20 protein-coding genes are annotated in these 23,400 nt (G+C 58.6%); 5 read left to right on the forward strand and 15 right to left on the reverse strand.

The features are described 5' to 3' along the window. Positions 1–40 precede the first annotated feature (40 nt). The 3 genes from rpoD to rpsU all read right to left on the reverse strand — a co-directional run bounded on the left by rpoD (position 41) and on the right by rpsU (position 4,618). Positions 41–1,885 (reverse strand): RNA polymerase sigma factor RpoD, encoded by a 1,845-nt coding sequence (gene rpoD, locus ACP3TY_RS28420; protein WP_053124420.1) that lies wholly within the window; start codon positions 1,883–1,885, stop codon positions 41–43. 67 nt (positions 1,886–1,952) lie between these two features. After that, entirely contained in the window at positions 1,953–3,917 is a 1,965-nt protein-coding gene (gene dnaG, locus ACP3TY_RS28425) for a DNA primase (RefSeq protein ID WP_053124418.1), read from the reverse strand. A gap of 485 nt (positions 3,918–4,402) precedes the next feature. Then, complete coding sequence (rpsU, locus tag ACP3TY_RS28430; protein ID WP_002551877.1) at positions 4,403–4,618, reverse strand: 30S ribosomal protein S21; 216 nt, start codon at positions 4,616–4,618, stop codon at positions 4,403–4,405. Positions 4,619–4,817: 199 nt separating this feature from the next. Between rpsU and tsaD the strand changes: the two genes are divergently transcribed. Continuing rightward, on the forward strand, positions 4,818–5,843 hold the full coding sequence (gene tsaD, locus ACP3TY_RS28435; protein ID WP_426619011.1) for a tRNA (adenosine(37)-N6)-threonylcarbamoyltransferase complex transferase subunit TsaD: 1,026 nt from the start codon (positions 4,818–4,820) through the stop codon (positions 5,841–5,843). Between the two features lie 23 nt (positions 5,844–5,866). On the opposite strand, the gene plsY is transcribed toward tsaD, so the two are convergent. Continuing rightward, the gene (plsY, locus tag ACP3TY_RS28440; RefSeq protein WP_212544994.1) at positions 5,867–6,436 is read right to left on the reverse strand and encodes a glycerol-3-phosphate 1-O-acyltransferase PlsY; all 570 of its coding nucleotides are present in this window, start codon (positions 6,434–6,436) and stop codon (positions 5,867–5,869) included. A gap of 74 nt (positions 6,437–6,510) precedes the next feature. On the opposite strand from plsY, the gene folB reads away from it, so the two are divergent. Both folB and folK read left to right on the forward strand, forming a co-directional pair. After that, the gene (gene folB / locus ACP3TY_RS28445; protein ID WP_158953239.1) at positions 6,511–6,867 is read left to right on the forward strand and encodes a dihydroneopterin aldolase; all 357 of its coding nucleotides are present in this window, start codon (positions 6,511–6,513) and stop codon (positions 6,865–6,867) included. Then, positions 6,858–7,373, forward strand: a complete 516-nt coding sequence (gene folK, locus ACP3TY_RS28450; protein ID WP_426619012.1) for a 2-amino-4-hydroxy-6-hydroxymethyldihydropteridine diphosphokinase — start codon at positions 6,858–6,860, stop codon at positions 7,371–7,373. The genes folB and folK overlap by 10 nt, the downstream gene beginning before the upstream one ends. Positions 7,374–7,464: 91 nt before the next feature. Here folK and ACP3TY_RS28455 read toward each other — a convergent pair whose 3' ends face one another. The 11 genes from ACP3TY_RS28455 to ACP3TY_RS28505 form a co-directional block, all read right to left on the reverse strand. After that, the gene (locus ACP3TY_RS28455; RefSeq protein ID WP_426619013.1) at positions 7,465–8,688 is read right to left on the reverse strand and encodes a multifunctional CCA addition/repair protein; all 1,224 of its coding nucleotides are present in this window, start codon (positions 8,686–8,688) and stop codon (positions 7,465–7,467) included. A gap of 63 nt (positions 8,689–8,751) precedes the next feature. Further along, entirely contained in the window at positions 8,752–10,314 is a 1,563-nt protein-coding gene (locus ACP3TY_RS28460; RefSeq protein WP_053124404.1) for a SpoVR family protein, read from the reverse strand. Continuing rightward, positions 10,311–11,582, reverse strand: a complete 1,272-nt coding sequence (locus ACP3TY_RS28465; protein ID WP_053124403.1) for a YeaH/YhbH family protein — start codon at positions 11,580–11,582, stop codon at positions 10,311–10,313. Before ACP3TY_RS28465 ends, ACP3TY_RS28460 begins: the two co-directional genes overlap by 4 nt. 121 nt (positions 11,583–11,703) lie before the next feature. Beyond that, positions 11,704–13,626: a PrkA family serine protein kinase gene (locus tag ACP3TY_RS28470; protein WP_007910115.1), complete on the reverse strand. Its 1,923-nt coding sequence runs from the start codon at positions 13,624–13,626 to the stop codon at positions 11,704–11,706. A gap of 297 nt (positions 13,627–13,923) precedes the next feature. Further along, on the reverse strand, positions 13,924–14,253 hold the full coding sequence (gene glpE / locus ACP3TY_RS28475; RefSeq protein WP_016983139.1) for a thiosulfate sulfurtransferase GlpE: 330 nt from the start codon (positions 14,251–14,253) through the stop codon (positions 13,924–13,926). 33 nt (positions 14,254–14,286) lie between these two features. Continuing rightward, on the reverse strand, positions 14,287–15,168 hold the full coding sequence (locus tag ACP3TY_RS28480) for a symmetrical bis(5'-nucleosyl)-tetraphosphatase (protein WP_159814854.1): 882 nt from the start codon (positions 15,166–15,168) through the stop codon (positions 14,287–14,289). Further along, positions 15,168–15,548, reverse strand: a complete 381-nt coding sequence (gene apaG / locus ACP3TY_RS28485) for a Co2+/Mg2+ efflux protein ApaG (RefSeq protein ID WP_426619014.1) — start codon at positions 15,546–15,548, stop codon at positions 15,168–15,170. The genes ACP3TY_RS28480 and apaG overlap by 1 nt, the downstream gene beginning before the upstream one ends. 112 nt (positions 15,549–15,660) lie before the next feature. Beyond that, positions 15,661–16,479 carry a 16S rRNA (adenine(1518)-N(6)/adenine(1519)-N(6))-dimethyltransferase RsmA gene (rsmA, locus tag ACP3TY_RS28490; protein ID WP_053124397.1) on the reverse strand — a complete coding sequence of 273 codons (819 nt, stop codon included), beginning with the start codon at positions 16,477–16,479 and terminating at the stop codon, positions 15,661–15,663. After that, the gene (gene pdxA / locus ACP3TY_RS28495; protein ID WP_212544990.1) at positions 16,476–17,465 is read right to left on the reverse strand and encodes a 4-hydroxythreonine-4-phosphate dehydrogenase PdxA; all 990 of its coding nucleotides are present in this window, start codon (positions 17,463–17,465) and stop codon (positions 16,476–16,478) included. The genes rsmA and pdxA overlap by 4 nt, the downstream gene beginning before the upstream one ends. Next, positions 17,462–18,778: a peptidylprolyl isomerase SurA gene (gene surA, locus ACP3TY_RS28500; RefSeq protein WP_156316189.1), complete on the reverse strand. Its 1,317-nt coding sequence runs from the start codon at positions 18,776–18,778 to the stop codon at positions 17,462–17,464. The genes pdxA and surA overlap by 4 nt, the downstream gene beginning before the upstream one ends. Beyond that, positions 18,759–21,581, reverse strand: coding sequence for an LPS-assembly protein LptD (locus ACP3TY_RS28505; protein ID WP_426619015.1), 2,823 nt, complete (start codon positions 21,579–21,581; stop codon positions 18,759–18,761). Before ACP3TY_RS28505 ends, surA begins: the two co-directional genes overlap by 20 nt. Before the next feature lie 130 nt (positions 21,582–21,711). Between ACP3TY_RS28505 and ACP3TY_RS28510 the strand changes: the two genes are divergently transcribed. Together ACP3TY_RS28510 and murU are read left to right on the forward strand one after the other, a co-directional pair. After that, complete coding sequence (locus tag ACP3TY_RS28510) at positions 21,712–22,731, forward strand: aminoglycoside phosphotransferase family protein (RefSeq protein WP_426619016.1); 1,020 nt, start codon at positions 21,712–21,714, stop codon at positions 22,729–22,731. Beyond that, positions 22,728–23,399: an N-acetylmuramate alpha-1-phosphate uridylyltransferase MurU gene (gene murU, locus ACP3TY_RS28515; protein ID WP_212550064.1), complete on the forward strand. Its 672-nt coding sequence runs from the start codon at positions 22,728–22,730 to the stop codon at positions 23,397–23,399. Before ACP3TY_RS28510 ends, murU begins: the two co-directional genes overlap by 4 nt. The last annotated feature ends 1 nt before the right edge of the window (position 23,400 follow it).

The following is a 23,400-nucleotide window of genomic DNA, read 5'->3' on the forward strand; positions in this document are numbered from 1 at the left end:
CTAAAAACAAAACCCCCGGCCTGGGCCGGGGGTTCTGGTATCACTCGTCGAGGAAGGAGCGCAGATGCTCGCTTCGCGTCGGGTGGCGCAGCTTGCGCAGCGCCTTGGCTTCGATCTGACGGATCCGCTCACGCGTTACGTCAAACTGTTTGCCCACTTCTTCGAGTGTGTGGTCGGTGTTCATGTCGATACCGAAACGCATGCGCAGTACTTTGGCTTCACGGGCAGTGAGGCCGGACAGCACTTCGCGAGTCGCTTCTTTCAGGCTCTCAACAGTGGCGACATCGATTGGCGACTGCATGGTCGAGTCTTCGATGAAGTCACCCAGATGGGAGTCTTCGTCATCACCGATTGGCGTTTCCATGGAGATCGGCTCTTTAGCGATCTTCAATACCTTACGGATTTTATCCTCAGGCATTTCCATGCGTTCGCCCAGCTCTTCCGGGGTCGGTTCGCGACCCATTTCCTGCAACATCTGCCGGGAAATACGGTTGAGCTTGTTGATCGTCTCGATCATGTGCACCGGAATACGGATGGTGCGGGCCTGGTCGGCGATCGAGCGAGTGATCGCCTGACGGATCCACCAGGTGGCATAAGTCGAGAACTTGTAACCACGACGGTATTCGAACTTGTCTACCGCTTTCATCAAGCCGATGTTGCCTTCCTGGATCAGATCGAGGAATTGCAGGCCACGGTTGGTGTACTTCTTGGCGATCGAGATCACCAGACGCAAGTTGGCTTCAACCATCTCTTTCTTCGCGCGGCGGGCCTTGGCCTCACCGATCGACATGCGACGGTTGATGTCCTTGATTTCAGCGATGGTCAGACCGGTTTCGGTTTCCAGCGCGATCAGTTTCTGCTGGCAACGAATGATGTCCGGCTGTACGCGACCAATGGCTTCGGCATACTTGCTCTTGCCTTTGGCCAGGGCGTCGGACCAGCTTTCGTCGACTTCGTTACCCGGGAACTGACGCAGGAAATCAGCGCGTGGCATACGTGCATCACGTACACACAATTGCATGATCGCGCGCTCTTGCTGACGCAGACGATCAAGGGCACCGCGAACACGTTCAACCAAACCTTCGAATTGCTTCGGTACCAGTTTGATCGGCATGAACAGCTCGGCCAGCGCCAGCAATTCGGCAATCGTTGCCTTGTTGCTGCGACCGTGCTTTTTCAGGGCCTTGCGGGTGATTTCCATCTGGTCGGCGACCGCGCCAAAACGCTGGGCGGCGATAACCGGATCCGGACCGCTTTCGGCTTCTTCTTCGTCATCGGAAGATTCGGCTTCTTCGTCGTCGGTTTCGTCGTCGGCTTTCGCGACTTTCGCTTCGACAGGCGGCGGTACCTCGGCAGGCGGCGCAATGCCGTCGTCCGGGTCGATATAACCGCTCAGGACGTCGGACAGGCGGCCACCTTCGGTGGTCACACGAGTGTACTCGGAGAGAATATGGTCAACCGTGCCAGGGAAGTGCGCAATTGCGCTCATCACTTCACGGATGCCTTCTTCGATTCGTTTGGCGATTTCAATTTCGCCTTCACGAGTCAGAAGCTCGACCGTACCCATTTCACGCATGTACATGCGCACCGGGTCAGTGGTGCGACCGATATCGGTCTCCACCGCTGCCAACGCGGCGGCTGCTTCTTCCGCAGCGGCCTCGTCGGTATCGGCGTCGGCCAACATAAGGGCGTCCGCATCCGGAGCACTCTCGTGTACGGGGATCCCCATGTCGTTAATCATGCGGATGATGTCTTCCACCTGCTCTGGATCTGAAATATCCTCGGGCAGGTGGTCGTTGACCTCGGCGTAAGTCAGATACTTCTGCTCACGACCCAGTTTGATCAACTCAATAATACGAGACTGCTGTTGCGCTTTTCCGGACATAACACCCTATCCACTGAAGGTCTTGGCGGGCAAAAAACAAGCCGAGGATTATACCTGAGCTATGACCTCACGCGCCAGTTGAGGTCGGGTTTGATGCGGAAACATTGCGACTTAGAAGGTCGCGCAGTTGATTTTTCTCTTCAATACTCAGTTCGCTTTGACGGGCTTTCCTGAGTAACTGTTCAAGATTTCGCTCGCGTTGGCGGGCTGACAAGCTAGTAATGGTGTCGAAAAACTGTTGTTCAAGGTTATCTCCGTCAATCAACCACTCCTTTTCTGCCAATGCCTTGAGCAATCGACCCTGTTCAGTGCCGTGCCATCGCGCGATCAACTGAAATGAGTTTAGCTTGGGATTCTTCTGTACGGCTTCGAGCAGCGCCACAAGCAGCTGGGCGTTGGTCTGATTCTCGTCCGCAATGTGCCCGGCATCTTCGACGCGCTCGGCCAGTTGCGGGTGATGGAGCAGTGTGCGCAGGGCGGTGAGGGTTGGCGATTCCACGCCAATCGGCGTGCGCGGGCGTTGCTGGTCGCGATCGCCGCCACGCTTGCCGTTTTTATCCCAAGGCTTCTTGTCCCACTTCTTGCCGCCAGCGCCGGGTTTCTTCGGCGTCCATTCCTGCTGCGGCACATACATGTCCTGTGCCTGCGGCTGATGGTAGTCGCTGTAGTCCGGCATTGCGTCGTAATTGATGCCCGGGTCGTAAGCGGGCGGCGCTTCCTGCGGCGCATTTTGCGCAAGCTGACTGACGGTTTCGCTGCTCAGGCCGGTGATTTCGGTCAGGCGCTGACGCATCAGGATGCGCAGGTTGGCGCCCGGCACTTTGTCGATCAACGGTGCGGCGAGGGTGGCCATGTGCGCCTTGCCTTCGAGCGAACGCGGGTCAGACTCTTCGGTCAGTTGCTGGAAGAAATAATCCGCCAGCGGCTGAGCGTGCTGATTGATGCGCGCCTTGAAGGCATCGGTGCCTTCAGCGCGAACCAGCGTATCCGGATCTTCGCCTTCGGGCAGGAACAGAAAGCGTGCGCGACGGCCGTCCTGCAGGCTCGACAGCGTTGCTTCGAGTGCGCGCCACGCGGCGTTGCGGCCAGCCTGGTCGCCGTCGAAACAGAACAACACGTTCGGCACGACGCGAAACAGGCGCTTCAAATGTTCTTCGCTGGTCGCGGTGCCCAACGTTGCGACGGCATTTTTCAGGCCTTGTTGGGCGAGCGCGATGACGTCCATATAACCTTCGACGACGATGATTTCGTCGAGGTTGCGGTTGTTCTTGCGTGCTTCATAAAGGCCGTAGAGTTCCTGACCTTTATGGAAAACCGGGGTTTCCGGGGAGTTCAGGTACTTCGGTTTGTCGTCGCCGAGTACGCGGCCACCGAAGGCGATGATGCGGCCACGGGTGTCGCGGATCGGGAACATCACGCGATCGCGGAAGCGGTCATAGCGTTTGCCGGTTTCGGCGTTCTCGATCAGCAGCCCGGCGTCGATCATGGCTTTTTGCTGAAGGGTGTCGCTGCTCAAATGTTTGAACAGGTTATCCCAGCCAGGCGGCGCGAAGCCGAGGCCGAAATCCCGGGCGATCTCGCCGGTCAGGCCGCGACCCTTGAGGTAATCCACGGCAGCTTTGCGCGCGGGGTGGCTCTTGAGGGCCTGCTTGTAAAAATCGGCAGCGGCGGTGAGTAGCGGGTAGAGCGGCGAATCAGTCGGTTGCCGTGGCTTGCGCTCGCGGCCGCTTTCTTCGCGGGGGATTTCCATGCCGGCGGCTTTCGCCAGATCTTCGATGGCCTGGGGGAAATCCAGGTTGTCGTGATCCATGAGAAAACCGAGGGCATTACCGCCGGCGCCGCAGCCGAAGCAGTAATAGAACTGCTTGTCGGGGCTGACGCTGAACGACGGAGTTTTCTCTTTGTGAAACGGGCAACAGGCGGTGTAGTTCTTGCCGGCCTTCTTCAATTGCACGCGCGAACTGACCACGTCGACGATGTCGGTGCGGTTCAGCAGGTCGTCAATGAAGCTCTGGGGAATTAGCCCGGCCATGGCATTCTCGTCGTCTGCGCTGCAATAAGTCCGATGCGTAAGGCTGCCGGACGCGGGTCGTTGTTTGAAGCACGCAAAAAGTGCGGCTCGACCGGTGTCGTCTGCGTAATCGCTGTCGGGAAGTGTATCTGCCGAAAATCCACTGACGTTAGTACCTATCAGTCTTCGACTATTTGAAAGTGTTGCGCTGAATCCGCTGACGGCCGGTTGAGGGCCTCGGATAGCTCAATAAAGCGGGCACGCATGCAGGTGCCTTGGGCTGATCGTCGTGAGAGGAATCAGTGGGTGTGCTCGTCAGTAGCCTTGAAAGGCTCGTCAGAAAAGACGTGCACCGCTGGCAAAAGAGCCAGGTCTGACGTGTGAAGCAGATTCGTCTTAGTCGCGTGTGCGGCTTCGACGTTGAAGCATCAAGCGTTTTACGCAAATGCCATTAGCCCGGCTCAGAGCCGGGCTTAGGCAAGAAGCTTGCTACGAACGTCTGTGTATTAGTACAGACGAACGGCGCGGCGCTGTTCGCGCTGAACTTTCTTGGCGTGACGCTTAACAGCGGCTGCTGCTTTGCGCTTACGCTCAGAAGTTGGCTTCTCGTAAAATTCGCGGCTACGAACTTCAGCCAGTACACCGGCTTTTTCGCAGGAGCGCTTGAAACGACGCAGAGCTACGTCGAAGGGTTCGTTCTCTTTAACTTTGACGGCTGGCATCCAGAGCTACCTTCATTCATTACCGGGGTCAACATCCTCGCGGCAAAAGAGCACTTGAAGACGTCGGTTTTTAAGGGTTGCGGATGTTAACCCCTCATCGCTCGGAATGCAAAGCCTCTGATCGAAAACCGCTGGTCGGGGCATCACGTGGCGACTATTATGCGCGCCTTCGAAGTCAGCCTAAACAAGGCGCAAACCCATGCTAGTACTGGGATTAGAAACCTCCTGCGACGAAACCGGCGTCGCATTATATGACAGTGAGCGCGGTCTGCTGGCCGACGCACTGTTCAGCCAGATCGACCTGCACCGCGCCTATGGCGGTGTGGTGCCGGAGCTCGCCTCGCGTGACCACGTCAAACGCATGCTGCCCTTGATTCGTCAGGTGTTGGCCGAAGCGGACTGTGTACCCACCGAGATCGACGCGATCGCCTATACCGCGGGCCCTGGCCTGGTTGGCGCGTTGCTGGTCGGCGCTTCCTGCGCTCAGGCGCTGGCGTTTGCCTGGGGCATTCCGGCGCTCGGCGTGCACCACATGGAAGGGCATTTGCTCGCACCGATGCTGGAGCCAAAACCGCCGGAATTCCCGTTCGTCGCTTTGTTGGTCTCGGGCGGTCATACGCAGCTGGTTCAGGTCGATGGCATCGGTCAATACACCTTGCTCGGCGAGACGCTCGACGACGCTGCCGGCGAAGCATTCGACAAAACCGCGAAAATGATGGGCCTGAATTATCCGGGCGGGCCGGAAATCGCCAAGTTGGCGGAGAAGGGCGTTGCAGGACGTTTTACCTTTCCGCGTCCGATGTGCGATCGCCCGGGCCTGCAATTCAGCTTCAGCGGTCTGAAAACCTCCGCGCTCAACGCCTGGCAGCAGTGCGTCAGCGCCGGGGACGACAACGAGCAAGCCCGTTGCGACATCGCGCTGGCGTTCCAGCAGGCCGTGGTGGAGACTTTGACCATCAAGTGCAAGCGCGCCCTGAAACAGGCGGGCATGAAGCGTCTGGTGATCGCTGGCGGCGTCAGCGCCAACAAGGCTTTGCGCGTTTCGCTGGAGAAAATGCTCGGCGACATGAAGGGTGATGTGTTTTATGCGCGTCCGGAGTTCTGCACCGATAACGGCGCGATGGTCGCGTTTGCCGGTTGCCAGCGCTTGCAGGCCGGTCAGCAGGAAAGTCTGGCGATCAGCGTGCAGGCGCGTTGGCCGATGGAGCAGTTGTCGCCGCTGTGATGAGCGGCGCTCATGGGCGGTATTTAAAAATGCCGTTCGCGCCCGGCAAACAGGTCGCGTAGATTGCCGCGGTGGCGCCAGACGATCAGCAGTGTCAGCGCGCTCATCGGCAGTAGCGCCTCCGGTTCTTGCCAGGCCAGCAGTGGCAGGGTCAGCGGCGTGGCGATCAGTGCCGCCAGCGAGCTGGTGCGGGTCAGGTAGAACGTCACCAGCCAGGCGCACACGGCCAGCAGCGCGGCGGGCGGATACAGGCCCAGCAGCATGCCGGCGGCGGTGGCGACACCTTTGCCACCACGGAAGCGGAAATACAGCGGGAACAGGTGACCGATCACGGCACACACGCCGATCCACGCCTGCTCCTGCAGCGAAAGGCCGACAGCCGAGGCAATCAGCACCGGCACCAGGCCTTTGCACAGATCACCCAGCAGGGTCAGGATCGCCAGTTTGCGACCGACCAGGCGGAGCATGTTGGTGGCGCCGGCATTACCCGAGCCACTCATTCGCGGATCCGGATTTCCGGTCAGGCGGCTGAGCAAAATGGCGAAGGACAGCGAGCCGAGCAGGTAGGCGAGAGTCGCCAGTAACCAAAACATGCTAACTATTCCGGGCGAGGACGCCCTGATTCTAACGGCGCATTGCGCCCTTGTCGTGCAGCGGAGAGAAGTGCTTGGACAGAGTGTTTATCGAGGGCCTGGAAGTCGATACCGTGATCGGTGCCTACGACTGGGAGCGCGGCATCCGCCAGTGCCTGCGTCTTGATCTGAGCTTCGCCTGGGACAATCGCCCGGCCGCCGCCGGTGACGACCTGACCCTGGCGCTCGATTACGCCAGCGTTTCCACACGGATTCAGGCTTTCGCCGAGCAAGCGCAGTTTCAACTGGTCGAGACGTTCGCCGAGCGTCTGGTCGAAGTGCTGATGAGTGAATTCAACATCACTTGGGTTCGGCTGAAGCTGACCAAGCCTGGCGCGGTACCGGCGGCCAAGGGCGGCGTGGGTGTGGAGATCGAGCGCGGATGTCGCTGACTCAGGTCTACCTCGGGCTCGGTAGCAATATCGAGCGCGAAACCCATTTGCGTGCAGGTCTCGACGCGTTGGCGACGTTTCTGGTGGATATCCGCTGTTCGGCGGTGTTCGAGAGCCAGCCAGTCGGGATCAAGAGCGGGCCGTTCTTCAATTTTGTGGTGTCGGCGTTTACCGATCTGCCGTTGATTGAACTGGATCGTCGCTTGAAGTTTATTGAGGCGGATAACGGTCGATATGCCCCGGATCGCAAGGGCTTGCCGCTGGATATCGACGTGCTGTTGTACGGCGATCTGGCGGGCAATTTTGACGGTCTGGTGCTGCCGCGTGCGGAAATTCTGAAAAATGCTTTTGTGTTGTGGCCGTTGTCGCTGATTGCGCCGGATCGCGTGCATCCTGGTGTGGGAAAAAGCTTCGCGACATTGTGGGCAGAGGCGCAGATTGATCAGGTGCTGGCACCGGTCGGGTTTGAGTGGCGTGGGCAGCAGCTCACGCCTTCGGGTCTTTAAAAGCAAAAGATCGCAGCCTGCGGCACCTCCTACAGAGAAACGCGTATTCCCATGTAGGAGCTGCCGAAGGCTGCGATCTTTTGATCTTGCTTCAAGCGTTCTCTTTGTACACTTTCAATGCCTTAAGCCGCTCACGCTTCAGCGCCTCACCCAACTCCGGCCCCGTGAATCCCTTCTCCAGCAATGGCTGCACCGCAACCTCCCGCGCTACCTTCGCTGCACCGCGCAAATAATCCGCCTGTGGATAACTTCTCTGCTCCAGCCCCTTGCGGCCCCGGGCATCCATTTCGCACGCAGCAATAAATTCTTCAAACCGCTGCGGCCGGCGATACACGTCAAAACTCTGCAACAACTCCAGCAGCGTCGAAGCCTTCAGCTCCAGCGCCCGGTGCCCATGGGTGTGGTATTTGCCAACCAGCAAGGCCAGTTCCTGGCAATCCTTCGGCGCTTTAAAGCGTTCATTGACCGCTTTGATCAGCTTCAGCCCGGTGTGCTCATGGGCGATGTGCCGTGGCCATTCCTCTTCCGGCGTCAAGCCTTTGCCAAGATCGTGCAGCAGGCAGGCCCAGCGTACGGTCAGCGGTTGTTTGTGCAGCGCTGATTGCTCCAGCACGCTGAGCGTGTGCAGCCCGGTGTCGATTTCCGGGTGATGCGCTTCCGGTTGCGGCACGCCGAACAGCGCATCCACTTCCGGCATCAAGACTTTCAGCGCGCCGCAATCACGAAGCACCTGAATGAATACCTGTGGCTGGTTTTCCATCAGCGCGCGGGAGATTTCTTTCCAACTGCGCTCAGCGGTCAGTGCCTCCAGTTCACCGGACTCACTGAGTTGACGCATCAACTCAAGCGTCTCCGGCGCAACGCTAAAACCGAGCCCGGCATAACGCGCCGCGAAGCGGGCTACACGCAGGACACGCAGGGGATCTTCGGCGAACGCCGGGGATACGTGACGCAGGATTCGCGCTTCGAGATCGCGCTGACCGTGGTATGGATCGGTCAGATTTTGCTGATCGTCTTCAGCGATGGCGTTGATGGTCAGGTCGCGGCGAATCAGGTCTTCTTCAAGCGTCACTTCGGGACTGGCGTGAAAGGTGAAGCCGCCATAGCCGCGACCGCTTTTACGTTCGGTGCGGGCGAGGGCGTACTCCTCGCCGCTTTTCGGATGAAGAAATACCGGAAAATCTGCGCCGACCGGTCGATAGCCCTTGGCGAGCATTTCTTCCGTGGTAGCGCCGACCACGACCCAATCGATATCGGTAACCGGTTTGCCCAGCAAGCGATCACGAACCGCGCCGCCAACCTTGAAAATCTGCATAAAAAACCTCCGTTAGCCCGACAGGATAACCCTTGCGCCGGACTTTCGGAGGCCACAACCGTTTCAAAGATGAATGACGGCGAGGTCGAGCCGGCCGTAATCCCCTTCGCTGTGTTCACTGCGCGGCGGCACGTGATGGGTTTTCATGATCTGGTCGCCCTGCAGCGTTTCCAGATGAATATCGAAGCCCCACAAACGGTGCAGGTGTTTGAGCACCTCTTCAGTGGAATCGCCGAGCGGTTTGCGGTCGTGCTGCTGGTGCCGCAGGGTCAGTGAGCGGTCGCCACGTCGATCGATGCTGTAAATCTGCACGTTCGGTTCACGGTTGCCGAGGTTGTATTGCGCGGCCAGGGTTTCGCGGATGATCCGGTAACCGGGCTCGTCATGGATCGCAGGCACCAGCAAATCGTCCTTCTGATCGTCATCCATGATGCTGAACAGTTTCAGATCGCGGATCACCTTCGGTGACAAATATTGCAGGATGAAGCTCTCGTCCTTGAAGCTGCTCATGGCGAATTTGATCGTCGACAGCCAGTCGCTCCCGGCGATGTCCGGGAACCAGTGGCGATCCTCTTCGGTAGGTTCCTCACACATGCGCCGGATGTCGCGGTACATGGCGAAACCCAATGCGTACGGGTTGATGCCGCTGTAGTAAGGGCTATCGAAACCTGGCTGGAACACCACGCTGGTGTGTGAGGTGAGGAACTCCATCATGAAACCGTCGGTGACCAGGCCCTCGTCGTACAGGTCGTTCATCAGCGTGTAGTGCCAGAAAGTTGCCCAGCCTTCGTTCATCACCTGGGTTTGGCGCTGTGGATAAAAGTACTGGGCGATCTTGCGCACGATACGCACGATCTCGCGCTGCCAAGGCTCGAGCAATGGCGCGTGTTTCTCGATGAAGTAAAGAATGTTTTCCTGCGGCTCGGCCGGGAAGCGTGCGTTGTCCTTGTCGCTGTATTTGTCCGCGCCTTTGGGAATGGTGCGCCACAGATCGTTGATCTGCTTTTGCATGTGTTCTTCGCGATCCTTTTGCCGCCGGCGTTCTTCTTCGGCGGAAATAGGGTAGGGGCGTTTGTAGCGGTCGACGCCGTAATTCATCAGCGCGTGGCAGGAGTCGAGCAAGTCCTCCACCGCGTCGATGCCGTGGCGCTCCTCGCACTGCATGATGTACTGCTTGGCGAACACCAGATAATCGATGATCGAACTGGCGTCGGTCCAGGTGCGGAACAGGTAATTGCCCTTGAAGAAACTGTTGTGGCCATAGCACGCGTGCGCCACCACGAGCGCCTGCATGCAAATGGTGTTTTCTTCCATCAGGTAGGCGATGCACGGATCCGAGTTGATCACGATCTCGTACGCCAGGCCCATCTGCCCGCGGCTGTAGGATTTTTCGGTGCTGAGGAAGTGTTTGCCGTAGGACCAATGGTGATAACCCAGCGGCATGCCCACCGAGGCATAGGCGTCCATCATCTGCTCGGCGGTGATCACTTCGATCTGGTTGGGGTAGGTGTCCAGCGCATAGCCGGCCGCGATACGGGCGATTTCGCGGTCGTAGGTCTGGATCAGCTCGAACGTCCATTCAGAGCCGGTGGAAATGGGTTGGCGCTTCTGCTCTTTGGCGGTCATGTCACTAACCTGCGCTGGAAGAGTTCACGGAAGACCGGATAGATATCCCCGGCCGAGACCAGTTGCTGCTGGGCAAAAGTGTCAGAAAAGGCGTCGGCGATGCGTTCGTACTCGTACCACAAGGCCTGATGTTCGCGCGGGGTGATCTCCACGTAAGTGTAGTACTGCACAAACGGCATGATCTGGTTGATCAGGATGTCGCGGCAGATCGGCGAGTCATCGTTCCAGTTATCACCGTCGGAGGCCTGCGCCGCGTAGATGTTCCATTCGTTGCTCGGATAACGCTCGGCCATGATCTCTTGCATCAGTTTCAATGCACTGGAAACGATGGTGCCGCCGGTTTCCCGTGAATAGAAAAACTCTTCTTCGTCGACTTCGCGCGCACTGGTGTGGTGGCGGATGAACACCACGTCGATCTTGTCGTAGTTCCGCTTGAGGAACAGGTACAGCAGGATGAAAAAGCGTTTGGCGATATCCTTGGTCGCCTGGGTCATGGAGCCGGACACGTCCATCAGACAGAACATCACGGCCTTCGAGCTGGGATTTGGTTGCTTGATCAGCAGGTTGTATTTCAGGTCGAAGGTGTCGAGGAACGGTACGCGATGAATGCGCGCGCTGAGTTTCTCGATTTCTGCTTCGAGTTCCTGAATATCGCCGAAGTTATCTGGCTCTTCGCGTTTCAGCCGCTCGAGTTCTGCTTTGGCTTCGCGCAGTTTCGCCCGGCTACTGCCAGACAAAGCGATGCGCCGTGCATGGGCTGAACGCAGGGTGCGGATGATGTTGATCCGGGACGGGTTGCCTTCGTTACTGATGCCGGCGCGCACGGTTTTGAAGGTGTCAGTACCGCTCAGATTACGTTTGACCAGGTTGGGCAGCTCGAGGTCTTCGAACATGAATTCGAGGAATTCTTCCTGGGTAATCTGGAAGACGAACTCGTCCATGCCTTCGCCGGAGTTACCGGCCTTGCCCGGGCCGCGCCCGCCGCCACCGCCCGGTGGCCGAGCGATGTGTTCGCCGGCGGTGAATTCCTTGTTACCGGGATGAACCACGGTCTGCTTGCCGCCACGGCCGTGGTGAAGCACCGGTTCGTCGATGTCGCGACCGGGAATACTGATCTGTTCGCCATGCTCCATATCGGTGATGGAGCGCCGGCTGACCGCCTCTTCGACTGCCTTTTTGATGTGGTCACGGTAACGCCGCAGGAAACGCTGGCGGTTTACCGTGCTCTTGTTCTTGCCATTCAAACGTCGGTCGATCACATAACTCATAGGAAGCCCTCCGGGCAGCTTCAAGTTGTGAGCTTCAAGCTGCAAGTAAAAGCAGGTTCCCGGGCATCAGTGGGTTACGCGCTTTGTTCTTGCAGCTCGTAGCTAGAAGCTTGCAGCTGCTTCACTGCGACTTCCGTACCCGTAGGTACCATTCGGAAAGAAGCCGTACCTGTTTGTCGGTGTAGCCGCGTTCGACCATTCGAGTGACGAAGTCGTTGTGCTTTTGCTGATCCTCCTTGCTGGCCTTGGCGTTGAAGCTGATGACCGGCAGCAGATCCTCGGTGTTCGAGAACATTTTCTTCTCGATGACCACGCGCAGTTTTTCGTAGCTGAGCCAGGTCGGGTTCTTGCCGTTGTTGTTGGCCCGGGCGCGCAGGACGAAGTTAACGATTTCGTTACGGAAATCCTTCGGATTGCTGATGCCGGCCGGTTTTTCGATTTTCTCCAGTTCTTCGTTCAGGGCGACCCGGTTGAGGATCTCACCGGTTTCCGGATCGCGGTATTCCTGATCCTGAATCCAGAAGTCCGCGTACAGCACGTAGCGGTCGAAGATGTTCTGGCCGTACTCGCTGTAAGACTCGAGGTAGGCGGTCTGGATCTCCTTGCCGATGAATTCGATATAACGCGGTGCCAGGTATTCTTTCAGGTAGCGCAGATAGCGTTCGCGGGTTTCGGCCTGGAATTGTTCCTGTTCGATCTGCTGTTCCAGCACATAGAGCAGGTGCACCGGGTTGGCGGCGATTTCATGCGGATCGAAGTTGAAGACCTTGGACAGGATCTTGAATGCAAAGCGGGTCGACAGACCGTTCATGCCCTCATCAACGCCTGCAGAGTCGCGGTATTCCTGAATCGACTTGGCTTTCGGATCGGTGTCTTTGAGGTTTTCACCGTCGTAGACGCGCATCTTCGAATAAATGTTGGAGTTTTCCGGCTCCTTGAGACGTGACAGCACAGTGAACTGCGCGAGCATTTTCAGGGTGTCGGGTGCGCAATGCGCTTTGGCCAGAGAACTGTTGAACAGCAGTTTGTCGTAGATCTTCACTTCGTCGCTGACGCGCAGGCAATACGGCACTTTGACGATGTAGATCCGGTCGATGAAGGCTTCGTTGTTCTTGTTGTTGCGGAAGGTGTGCCATTCCGACTCGTTGGAGTGGGCGAGCAGGATCCCGGTGAACGGAATCGCGCCGAGGCCTTCGGTACTGTTGTAGTTGCCTTCCTGAGTCGCGGTCAACAACGGGTGCAGCACCTTGATCGGTGCCTTGAACATTTCGACGAATTCCATCAGGCCTTGGTTGGCCCGGCACAGCGCACCGGAGTAGCTGTAAGCGTCGGCGTCGTTCTGTGGGTATTCCTCGAGTTTGCGAATGTCGACTTTACCGACCAGCGCCGAGATGTCCTGGTTGTTCTCGTCACCCGGTTCGGTTTTGGCCACGGCGATCTGATTGAGGATCGACGGGTACAGTTTGACCACGCGGAACTGGCTGATGTCGCCGCCGAATTCGGCCAGACGTTTGGTCGCCCAGGGCGACATGATGGTGTTCAGGTAGCGCCGCGGAATGCCGAAATCTTCTTCGAGGATCGCGCCATCTTCGGTGGCGTTGAACAGACCCAAAGGCGACTCGAATACCGGCGAGCCCTTGATCGCGTAGAAGGGCACTTTCTCGATCAGCTGTTTCAGCTTCTCGGCCAGGGACGATTTACCGCCACCGACGGGGCCGAGCAGGTAAAGGATTTGTTTCTTCTCTTCCAGGCCTTGGGCGGCGTGGCGGAAATACGAAACGATCTGGTCGATGCATTCTTCCATCCCGTGGAAGTCTTCAAAGGCCGGATAGCGACGGATCACCTTGTTGGAGAAGATGCGTGACAGCCTCGAATTGGTCGAGGTGTCGAGCAGTTCCGGTTCGCCGATGGCCAGCAATAGACGCTCGGCGGCGGAAACGTAGGCGCTACGGTCTTTCTTGCACAGCTCCAGGTACTCTTGCAGCGAGAGTTCTTCCTGGCGTGTGGACTCGAAGCGTTGTTGGAAGTGGCTAAAGATACTCATGACGTCACCTCGCTCGATACGTGGAGCCGACGCCGGATCACTCAGTCGATGCTGGCAAACAACCGTTTTGGCAGCTGTTTGTTTACCCCCCAGAACACTTCCACGATCGACAATCGCGAAAGTCACTCCCGATGACCCGTGCGCCGGTGTACCGGCTCTCCCCTGTTTTGGATGGCCTGGGCTTAAGGATAGTTGGGAATTCAGGAGGTAAAGGCGAGATACGTAATTAGTTGTGGCAAGACCGTTCGTCTGCCCGCGCAGGCCCACGGCAGCCGGGGCCTGCGCGTGACAAAAAAATTATTCGGCGGTGCCTTGCGCGGTTTCCGCAGGATAAGTCGTACGCCACAACTCGAAGCCGCCGTCCATGCTGTAGACGTCGGAAAAGCCTTGGCTGATCAGGTACGCCGCAGCGCCCTGGCTGGAATTGCCGTGATAGCAGACGACCACGGTCGGTGCATCGAGGTCAGCGCCTTGAATGAAGGCGTGCAGGGAATGATTGTCCAGATGCTTCGAGCCGCTGATGTGCAGGGCAGCGAAAGTCGCCGGATCACGGACGTCGACGACGACGGCACCTTGCTCACGCAGGGCCTGGGCCTGTTCCGGGGGGATTCGTTTGAATTCGCTCATGGCGGGTTCCTGTTGCTCGGCTGAAAGCGCAGTTTAACGCGGTGCGTTGACTGGCGAAGTTTCGGGGATAAGTGGTGCGACGGTTGGCGCGAGACCACCGTGTTCATCGCATTTGCATGACAGGCGTTCGCCGCTGTCGACGTTCATCAGGGTCAGGCTGCCGCCCCAGACACAACCGGTGTCCAGCGCCGAGATGCCTGGCTCATGGATATTGCCTTCAAGGGCCGCCCAGTGACCAAAGATGATGCGCAGGCCTTTGGTCTTGCGCTCTTTGTGCTGAAACCACGGTTTGTAGCCGGGCGGGGCAGTGTCGAGGCCTTCCTTGCTCTTGAGGTCGAGCTTGCCCTCGGCGGTGCAGAAACGCATGCGCGTGAAGTAGTTGGTGATCACGCGCAGGCGAGTCACGCCTTTGAGGTCGTTGTCCCATTTCGCCGGATCGTTGCCGTACATGCCGTCGAGGTAGGCGGGGAACAGGTTGTCGTCGCGCAGCGCTGTTTCGACTTCATCCGCGCACTTCAAGGCGCGGCGCAGTGACCATTGCGGTGGAATGCCGGCGTGAACCATGGCGACATCACGCATTTCGTCGTAGTGCATCAGCTTCTGCTGACGCACCCACTCAAGCAGTTCGGCACAGTCCGGTGCGTCGAGAATCTCGCGCAAGGTGTCGGACTTCTTCAAACGCTCGATATTTTTGGCGGCAGCCAGCAGATGCAGATCGTGATTGCCCAACACGCAGACCAGCGACTCGCGCATGCCGTACAGAAAACGCAGGGTTTCCAGCGACTGCGGGCCTCGGTTGACCAGATCGCCGACCAGCCATAGCCGATCGAGCGTCGGATCAAACGCGACTTGCTTGAGCAGACACTTCAGCGGTTCGAGGCAGCCTTGCAGGTCGCCGACGGCATAGGTTGCCATCAGTGCAAGGCTCCGGGCACCGCTAGGCGGAAAGGTTTGATGATGGCGTCGAAATGTTTGCCGTCGTCGGCGACCATTTCATAAGTGCCCTGCATGGTGCCGACCTTGGTGGTCATGACCGTGCCGCTGCTGTAGGTGTGGCTTTGCCCGGCATTGATCAGCGGTTGCTGACCCACCACGCCGGCGCCGCGTACTTCTTCGACGTGGCCATCGCCATCGGTGATCACCCAGTGCCGCGACAGCAGCTTGGCCGGGATCGCGCCATTGTTCTGCACGGTGATGGTGTAGGCGAAGGCGAAACGGTCGTACTCGGGTTGCGATTGGTCTGCCAGATAGCGGGTAACGACGCTGACATCGACCTGGTAACGGGAATCGGACATGCAAGGGGCCTTAACGAAGCGGAACGCGGGGCGTAGCTGATGGGGAATCAGTCTAGGCAAGTATCGGGCAGTAAACCAGAGTGGCGTCCTGCCCGATAGCGTTCATCGTATGTCAGTCGGCGGCGGGGGAGGCCGGGACTTGTACTGCGAGCTGATCGGCCAGGCGCACGAACGCGGCCAGATCCAGTTGCTCCGGACGCAGGCTGCCATCGACGCCAGCGGCTTCGATCTCGGCATTGCTGAGCAATTGTTTGAGGGTGTTGCGCAGAGTCTTGCGACGCTGGTTGAAGGCTTCGCGCACAACGCGCTCCAGCAACTTGTGATCCTTGGCCGGGTGCGGCAGCACGGCGTGCGGCACCAGACGAACAATCGCCGAATCTACTTTTGGCGGCGGGTTGAACGCGCCCGGGCCAACGTTGAACAGATGTTCGACGCGGCAGTGGTACTGAACCATGATCGACAGACGACCCCAGTCACCACCGCCAGGGCCTGCGGCCAGACGCTCGACCACTTCTTTCTGCAGCATGAAGTGCATGTCGCGAATGATGCCGGCGTTGTTCAACAGGTGAAAAATCAGCGGCGTCGAAATGTTGTACGGCAGGTTACCGACCACACGCAGGCTGTTTGGCGCGGCGTTGAGCGTGTTGAAGTCGAACTTCAGTGCATCGCCCTGGTGCAGGTTGAAATTGCTCTTGCCGGCGAACTGCTGGTTGAGGATCGGGATCAGATCCTTGTCCAGTTCCACCACGTCGAGCTGCCCGCCGGAATTCAGCAGGCCGGCGGTCAGTGCGCCTTGGCCCGGGCCGATTTCCAGCAGGCGATCGTCAGGCTTGGCGCTGATGGAGCGCAGGATGCGGTCGATAACGCCGGCATCGTGCAGGAAGTTCTGGCCAAAGCGTTTGCGCGCCTTGTGTTGGTATTGCTCGGTCATAAACGGGTCTCGGCCATCTGGTAGGCGGTTTCCAGGGCGACTTGCAGGCTGCCGGTGTCGATCTTGCCGCTGCCGGCCAGATCCAGAGCAGTGCCGTGGTCGACCGATGTGCGGATGATCGGCAGGCCCAGGGTCACGTTGACGGCAGCGCCGAAGCCTTTGTACTTAAGCACAGGCAGGCCCTGGTCGTGGTACATCGCCAGCACTGCGTCGCAGTGCTCCAGATATTTGGGGGTAAACAGAGTGTCGGCAGGCAGCGGGCCACGAAGGTCCATGCCCTCGCCGCGCAGGCGCTCTAATGTCGGTTCAATGATGTCGATTTCTTCATGGCCCAGGTGTCCGCCTTCGCCAGCGTGCGGGTTGAGTCCGCACACCAGAATGCGTGGCTGGGCGATGCCGAATTTGTTTTGCAGATCGCTGTGCAGAATTCGCGTGACCCGTTCCAGCCGTTCCGGCGTGATCGCATCGGCAATCTCGCGCAGGGGCAGGTGCGTGGTGACCAGTGCCACGCGCAAACCGCGTGTCGCCAGCATCATCACAACCTGTGCGGTATGGGTCAGATCAGCCAGAAATTCCGTATGCCCGGAGAACGCGATGCCCGACTCGTTGATCACGCCTTTGTGTACCGGGGCGGTGATCATCCCGGCGAAATCGCCGTTCAGGCAGCCGTTGCCGGCACGGGTCAGGGTTTCAAGGACGAAAGCAGCGTTGGCCTTGTCCAGTTGCCCGGCCACCACGGGGGCGCTGAGCGGGGTATCCCAGACGTACAGGCTGTTGGCGGGCGCCGGGGCGTCCGGCCAGTGATTCGGGCCGACATCCAGCAAATTGACGGCCAGCCCCAACTGCGCGGCTCGCTCATTGAGCAGGTCGCGGCTGGTGATGGCAATCAGGGGATGTGGCTGGGCTTGCGAGGCGAGCAGCAGGCACAGGTCGGGACCGATGCCGGCTGGTTCGCCGGGTGTCAGCGCGAAACGCTTGGGTTTCACTGCGCTGCCTGGTCTGCACCAGGGAGTTTGATCTCTACGTACGCTTCGTCACGGATCTGACGCAACCAGGTTTGCAGCTCTTCGTCGTATTTGCGGTTACGCAGTACGGTCATGGCTTGCTGCTCGCGGGCCTGTTCGGTGCTGTCAGTGGCGCGACGGCCAAGGACTTCCAGAACGTGCCAGCCGTATTGGGTCTGGAATGGCTTGGACAGCTGACCTTGTGGGGTCTTGGCCATCACTTCGCGGAATTCCGGCACCAGTGCGCCCGGATCGATCCAGTTCAGGTCGCCGCCGTTGAGCGCCGAACCCGGGTCTTCGGAGTAGCTTTTCGCCAGTTCAGCGAAGTCTTCACCGGCCACGATGCGGTCATACAGCGACTGCACCAGGGCTTTGGTTTTGGCTTCGTCGCGAATCGGGCTTGGCTTCACCAGAATATGGCGGACATGCACTTCGTCTCGCATCTGGGTCTCGCCACCACGCTTGGCCAGCAGCTTGAGGATGATGAAACCACCCGGTGTGCGCGCTGGTTGAGTGATGTCGCCTACGGCCATACTGCTCAGCTCGCGGTCGAACGGAGGTGGCAATTGAGCAGCTTTACGCCAGCCCATGTCGCCGCCTTCCAGTGCGTTGTCGCTGGCGGATTTGGCTACAGCCAATTGACCGAAGTCGGCGCCTTGTTTGAGCTGCTGGTAAACATCCATGGCCTGACGGGCAGCGTTCTGAATTGCTTCAGAGTTGGCGCTTTCCGGGGTTGGAATCAGGATATTGGCCAGGTGCAGTTCTTCCGACAGCTGCATTTTGCCCAGATCGGAAGCGAGGAAGTTTTTCACTTCCTGCTCGGAGACCTGGATGCGTTCTGCCACACGACGCTGACGTACACGGCTGATGACCATTTCACGGCGGATCTGATCACGAGCGTCGTCGTAAGACAGACCGTCGTGAGCCAGGGCAGCGCGGAATTGATCCACAGTCATGTTGTTGCGTTGAGCAATGGTGCCGACAGCCTGGTTCAGCTCTTCATCGGTGATGCGGATACCGGAGCGTTCGCCGATCTGCAGTTGCAGGTTTTCGACGATCAGGCGCTCAAGCACCTGTTGATCCAGTACGCCTGGAGGCGGCTGACCGCCTCCACGCTTGGCGATGGTCTGCTGAACTTCATGGACGCGTTGATCCAGTTGGCTCTGCATGACCACGTCGTTGTCGACGATCGCGACCACTTTATCGATGGACTGAACGGCGGCGTTACCCGCCGTACTCAGGAACAGCGCGCCCAGCATCAGCGGGCGCAGACAATCAGAAAGCTTGGTCTTCACGTTGACGATAACCTTGGATGCCTTTGTCGAGGAAACTCTCAGCCTTGGCGCCAGTCAGGCCGCCCAGTCCCTTCAGAACAATTTGGAGGAAGACGCCGTGGTCGCCTTTTTCGTTTTGCGGAGCTTCCTGACTGAATTCGTCGTAGGAAACCCAGTAACGGTTGATCAGGCGCAGTTTCCAGCAGCAGTTGTCGTATTCGAAACCACCGAAGGCTTCCAGCGTACGGTTGCGGTTGTAGTCGTACTGCCAGCGGCTGATCGCGCTCCACTGCGGAACGATCGGCCAGATGACCGAGAAATCATGCTGCTGGATTTTGTAGTAGTCCTTCACGTAGCCAGGCTGCCCCGGAGTACCGTAGTCACCGCCGCCCACAGTCCACTTACCGGTGTTCTGGTCGTAGCGAACCTGGTCGTTGCGATAGCGATAGCCGACGTTGACGATCTTGTTCGGATTGTCTTCTGGCTGGTAGTGGAACATCGCGCTGCCGGAACGTGGGCTGCGGCTGTCCGGATCCCAGTTGTAATCGGCAGTGGTGCGCCAATCACGGTTCCAGCGATATTCGTATTCCAGTGCGTAAGGCGAAACGTTCGAGCGCGCATCGTCACGGTCAGCAAAGCTGATGCCTGGCAACTGAACCTTGCGATCCTTGAAGTACAGGGCTTGGCCGACGCTGACGCGTTGGCGTTCGAAGCCGTCGTCTTCAATCCAGCGACTGGTCACGCCCAGCGACAGTTTGTTCTCGTCGCCGACACGGTCGGAACCGGAGAAGCGGTTGTCACGGAACAGCGATGCATAGTTGAAGGTGTATTCGCTGGTATCGAATACCGGAATATCTTCCTGATCTTTCTCTGGTACGTAGAGGTAGTACAGGCGCGGTTCCAGAGTCTGATTGTAATTCTTGCCAAAGTAGGAAGTCTTACGATCGAAATACAGGCCGCTGTCGATGCTGGCGATAGGTACGCCACGGTTCTGGTTGCTGTCGAACGTGCCGTTCAACTTGTCCTGTTCAGGGGTCTGCTGGGCGATCTGGGATTTGCCGGTACCGTCCAGATCCAGTTGGTACTGAGTGTACTGGTACTTAAGCGATGGCTTAAGGAAGCCATAAGTCCAGTTCATCGGCAGGCTGACACCCGGCTTCAGGTTCAGGCGGTCACCGTTAGCACGATCCAGCCCACGAATGTTGTTATCCAGACGCGGCGTGCCGACGGTGCCATCTTCGTTGAACGGCCCGCCATCTTTATCGGTGTAGTTGCCGGTTTTCAAATCCCGGTCGAAACGAACCAGCTCAGTCTCGTAATCGAATTGCAGGCCTTCCGGGTGAACCGGCAGCTGACCATTGAAAGTGATCTGCGGCAGACGGTCATACGGGGTGGTGTTAGCTACGGTGGCCAGTTGATAGGACTGGGCGTTTAAACGCGCCGTGTAACTGTCGCCTCGATAGGTAACCGAACCTTGCTGGTTCACGTAGTCAGCACTTTTCACGCCGATCTGATCGGTTTCCAGATCCTGGAAGTAGTAAGGATCGCTGATCTTGGTGTAGTCGACTTGCGTCAGGATGCGCGAGTCCAGGCCACCCTTGTGTTGCCAGTTGTACATGTAACGGGTCGACTTGGAGTCGGTCTGCTTGTCGCGATCGTCATCCTCGTCGTTGAGGAACGCCGCGCCGAACTGACCTTCGCTCGACTTGGTCAGGTAGCGGAATTCGCCTTCGACCAGCATGCCGCGCTTGCTCATGTAACGTGGATACAACGTGGCATCGTAGTTCGGCGCCAGGTTGAAGTAGTACGGAGTAACCAGCATAAAGCCGGTATCGGTACCTGTGCCGATGGTCGGCGGCAGGAAACCGGACTGACGACGGTCGTCGATCGGGAAGTAGATGTACGGGGTGTACAGGATCGGAATGTCCTTGACCCGCAGTGTCACGTTGGTCGCAGTACCGAACCCGGTGGCCGGGTTCAAGGTGATGTTGTTGCCCTTGAGCTGCCAGGCGTTGCTGTTCGGTTCGCACGTGGTGTACGTGCCGTCCTTCAAGCGGATGATCGCGTTCTCGGCACGCTTGGCGTACAGCGCGCTGCCGCGTATACGCGATTTGTGCATCACGTATTCGGCGTTGTCGACCTTGGCTTCACCGGTGTCGAGCTGCACATCGGCGTGGTCGCCGACGATCAGCGCGCCGTTGTCACGGATGCGAACATCGCCCGCGAGTTCGGCGCGGCTCTCGGCCTGGTACAGGCTTGCCTCGTCGGATTCGACCTGCATGCTGCCCTGACGCAAGACGACATCACCGGCCAACGTACCGACTTGATCATCGGTGTTATAGCGCGAGGCTTTTGCGCCGATAAAGGTAGGCGCGTCGCTTTTGCTCGTCTTGTCATTCATGCCAGGACGAGTCGGCTCGATGTAGGCACCTGAGCAATACGGGCCGGTTTCGGCCAGTTGCGCGGCGGTCAGCTTCTCGCGCGGAACCCAGTCGAGGTGACTGTAGTCTTCGCTACGGGCTTTCAGGCCGCGGCCTTTGGCTTCGGTGACGAGTGCTGTTTTAGGGCCGGTGTCGGCGGTCGAACCGTTCTCGGTCGCAGCGTCGCCGGCAGCGCTGACGGCACTGCCGTCATGCACTGGGCGCGGAGGCAATGCAGCCGCCGTCGCCTTGGGCGCACAGGCCCAACCACCCGTTGCCGAGACGGAGCAGTCATACTGCTCGGCGGCAACAACGAATTGACTGGCCAGAGGTTGCATAGCCAGCAGACTGCCGGTTACCAACAACGGAAATTTTTTACGAAACGCGGGGGATTTCAATGCCATCTTATTAGTCCGGGCTTCCTGCGTGCCATCTGCCCGCGGTGTGGGCCGCACGCCTCTCGATGGTCTGAAAAAGATGCTGGATAATAAAGCATGACCCGCTTGACGGCTAGCGCCGTCGGAGACCCTTGCAATGCCTGACCAAGATGTACGCTTGCAACACCTGAAAGTTTGGCTCGATGAACAGCTGGCAATCCTCTTTGCAGATCAGGGTTGGGGCGCTTTGCCCCCGGCCACGTTGACTGCGGCCAGCAGCGACGCGAGTTTCCGCCGTTACTTCCGTTGGGAAGGCGAGGGCAAAAGCTTTGTCGTCATGGACGCTCCGCCACCCCAGGAAAACTGCAAACCGTTCGTGGATATCGCTTTTTTGCTGGCGAAATCCGGAATAAATGTGCCGAAAATTTACGCAGAAGACCTCGAGCGCGGTTTTCTTTTGCTCAATGACCTGGGCAACAAGACCTATCTCGACGTGATCGATGGCGAAAATGCCGACGCATTGTTCAGCGATGCCCTGCAGGCATTGCTGGCTTTTCAGCAGTTGCCGATGGTGGCGCCGCTGCCGAGTTATGACGTCGCCTTGCTGCGCCGTGAGCTGGAACTGTTCCCCGAGTGGTATGTGAAGCGTGAACTCGGCGTCGAATTCGATTCGGCCCAGCAACAGCAGTGGCAGCAGATCAGCGATCTGTTGATCGACAGCGCCCTGGCCCAGCCGAAAGTGCTGGTGCACCGCGACTACATGCCGCGCAACCTGATGCTCAGCGAGCCGAATCCCGGCGTGCTGGATTTTCAGGACGCGGTCTACGGCCCGGTCACTTACGACGTCACCTGCCTGTTCAAGGACGCCTTCCTCAGTTGGCCTGAAGAACGTGTGCGCGGCTGGCTGGAAAATTACTGGCAGCAAGCCTCGGCACTGAATATTCCGGTGCAGCCGGACTTCGAAGACTTCCTGCGTGCCAGCGACCTGATGGGCGTGCAGCGTCACTTGAAAGTCATCGGCATCTTCGCGCGCATCTGCCACCGCGATGGCAAGCCGCGTTACCTGGCCGACGTGCCGCGTTTCTTCTCCTATATAGAAGCAGTGATCGCCCGTCGCCCGGAACTGGCCGAGTTGCAAGCGCTGTTCACCAGCCTGCGGGGTGGAGCCACAGCATGAAGGCAATGATTCTGGCGGCAGGCAAAGGCGAGCGCATGCGCCCGCTGACCCTGACCACTCCGAAACCGCTGGTGCGCGCCGGCGGCGTGCCCTTGATCGAATATCACCTGCGTGCCCTTGCGGCCGCCGGTTTCAACGAGATCGTGATCAACCACGCCTGGCTCGGTCAGCAGATCGAGGATTACCTCGGTGACGGCTCGCAATTCGGTCTGAGCATCCAGTACTCGCCGGAAGGTGAGCCGCTGGAAACCGGCGGCGGGATTTTCCGTGCGCTGCCGTTGCTCGGTGACGATGCGTTTCTGGTGGTCAACGGTGATATCTGGACGGATTACGACTTCAGCGTGCTGCATCAACCGATCAACGGTCTGGCGCATCTGGTGCTGGCGGACAACCCGGCGCATCACCCGACTGGCGACTTTTCTCTGGTCGATGGGCAGGTGATCGACGGCCAGGCCGATGCTGCGACTTTGACCTACAGCGGCATCGCGGTACTGCATCCGCAACTGTTCGACGGTTGCACGGACGGCGCTTTCAAACTCGCGCCGCTGCTGCGCAAAGCCATGGCCGAAGGCGAAGTCACTGGCGAACGTCTCAAAGGTCACTGGGTGGATGTCGGCACCCACGAGCGTCTCGCGGAAGCGGAAACATTGATAGAAGCGAGTCGCTGAC

This window comes from Pseudomonas rustica, assembly GCF_049959085.1.
Classification (GTDB): Bacteria; Pseudomonadota; Gammaproteobacteria; order Pseudomonadales; family Pseudomonadaceae; genus Aquipseudomonas; species Aquipseudomonas rustica.

What these genes read in the sequence shown, in the direction of transcription:
- ACP3TY_RS28505 (WP_426619015.1), bottom strand. Translation starts at nt 21,581, where the DNA reads ATGGCATTGAAATCCCCCGCGTTTCGTAAAAAATTTCCGTTGTTGGTA.
- murU (WP_212550064.1), top strand. Translation starts at nt 22,728, where the DNA reads ATGAAGGCAATGATTCTGGCGGCAGGCAAAGGCGAGCGCATGCGCCCG.
- apaG (WP_426619014.1), bottom strand. Translation starts at nt 15,548, where the DNA reads ATGTCCGATTCCCGTTACCAGGTCGATGTCAGCGTCGTTACCCGCTAT.
- tsaD (WP_426619011.1), top strand. Translation starts at nt 4,818, where the DNA reads ATGCTAGTACTGGGATTAGAAACCTCCTGCGACGAAACCGGCGTCGCA.
- plsY (WP_212544994.1), bottom strand. Translation starts at nt 6,436, where the DNA reads ATGTTTTGGTTACTGGCGACTCTCGCCTACCTGCTCGGCTCGCTGTCC.
- rpsU (WP_002551877.1), bottom strand. Translation starts at nt 4,618, where the DNA reads ATGCCAGCCGTCAAAGTTAAAGAGAACGAACCCTTCGACGTAGCTCTG.
- ACP3TY_RS28480 (WP_159814854.1), bottom strand. Translation starts at nt 15,168, where the DNA reads ATGGCAACCTATGCCGTCGGCGACCTGCAAGGCTGCCTCGAACCGCTG.
- rpoD (WP_053124420.1), bottom strand. Translation starts at nt 1,885, where the DNA reads ATGTCCGGAAAAGCGCAACAGCAGTCTCGTATTATTGAGTTGATCAAA.
- ACP3TY_RS28465 (WP_053124403.1), bottom strand. Translation starts at nt 11,582, where the DNA reads ATGAGTTATGTGATCGACCGACGTTTGAATGGCAAGAACAAGAGCACG.
- ACP3TY_RS28455 (WP_426619013.1), bottom strand. Translation starts at nt 8,688, where the DNA reads ATGCAGATTTTCAAGGTTGGCGGCGCGGTTCGTGATCGCTTGCTGGGC.
- folK (WP_426619012.1), top strand. Translation starts at nt 6,858, where the DNA reads ATGTCGCTGACTCAGGTCTACCTCGGGCTCGGTAGCAATATCGAGCGC.
- ACP3TY_RS28510 (WP_426619016.1), top strand. Translation starts at nt 21,712, where the DNA reads ATGCCTGACCAAGATGTACGCTTGCAACACCTGAAAGTTTGGCTCGAT.
- glpE (WP_016983139.1), bottom strand. Translation starts at nt 14,253, where the DNA reads ATGAGCGAATTCAAACGAATCCCCCCGGAACAGGCCCAGGCCCTGCGT.
- rsmA (WP_053124397.1), bottom strand. Translation starts at nt 16,479, where the DNA reads ATGACCGAGCAATACCAACACAAGGCGCGCAAACGCTTTGGCCAGAAC.
- dnaG (WP_053124418.1), bottom strand. Translation starts at nt 3,917, where the DNA reads ATGGCCGGGCTAATTCCCCAGAGCTTCATTGACGACCTGCTGAACCGC.
- ACP3TY_RS28470 (WP_007910115.1), bottom strand. Translation starts at nt 13,626, where the DNA reads ATGAGTATCTTTAGCCACTTCCAACAACGCTTCGAGTCCACACGCCAG.
- ACP3TY_RS28460 (WP_053124404.1), bottom strand. Translation starts at nt 10,314, where the DNA reads ATGACCGCCAAAGAGCAGAAGCGCCAACCCATTTCCACCGGCTCTGAA.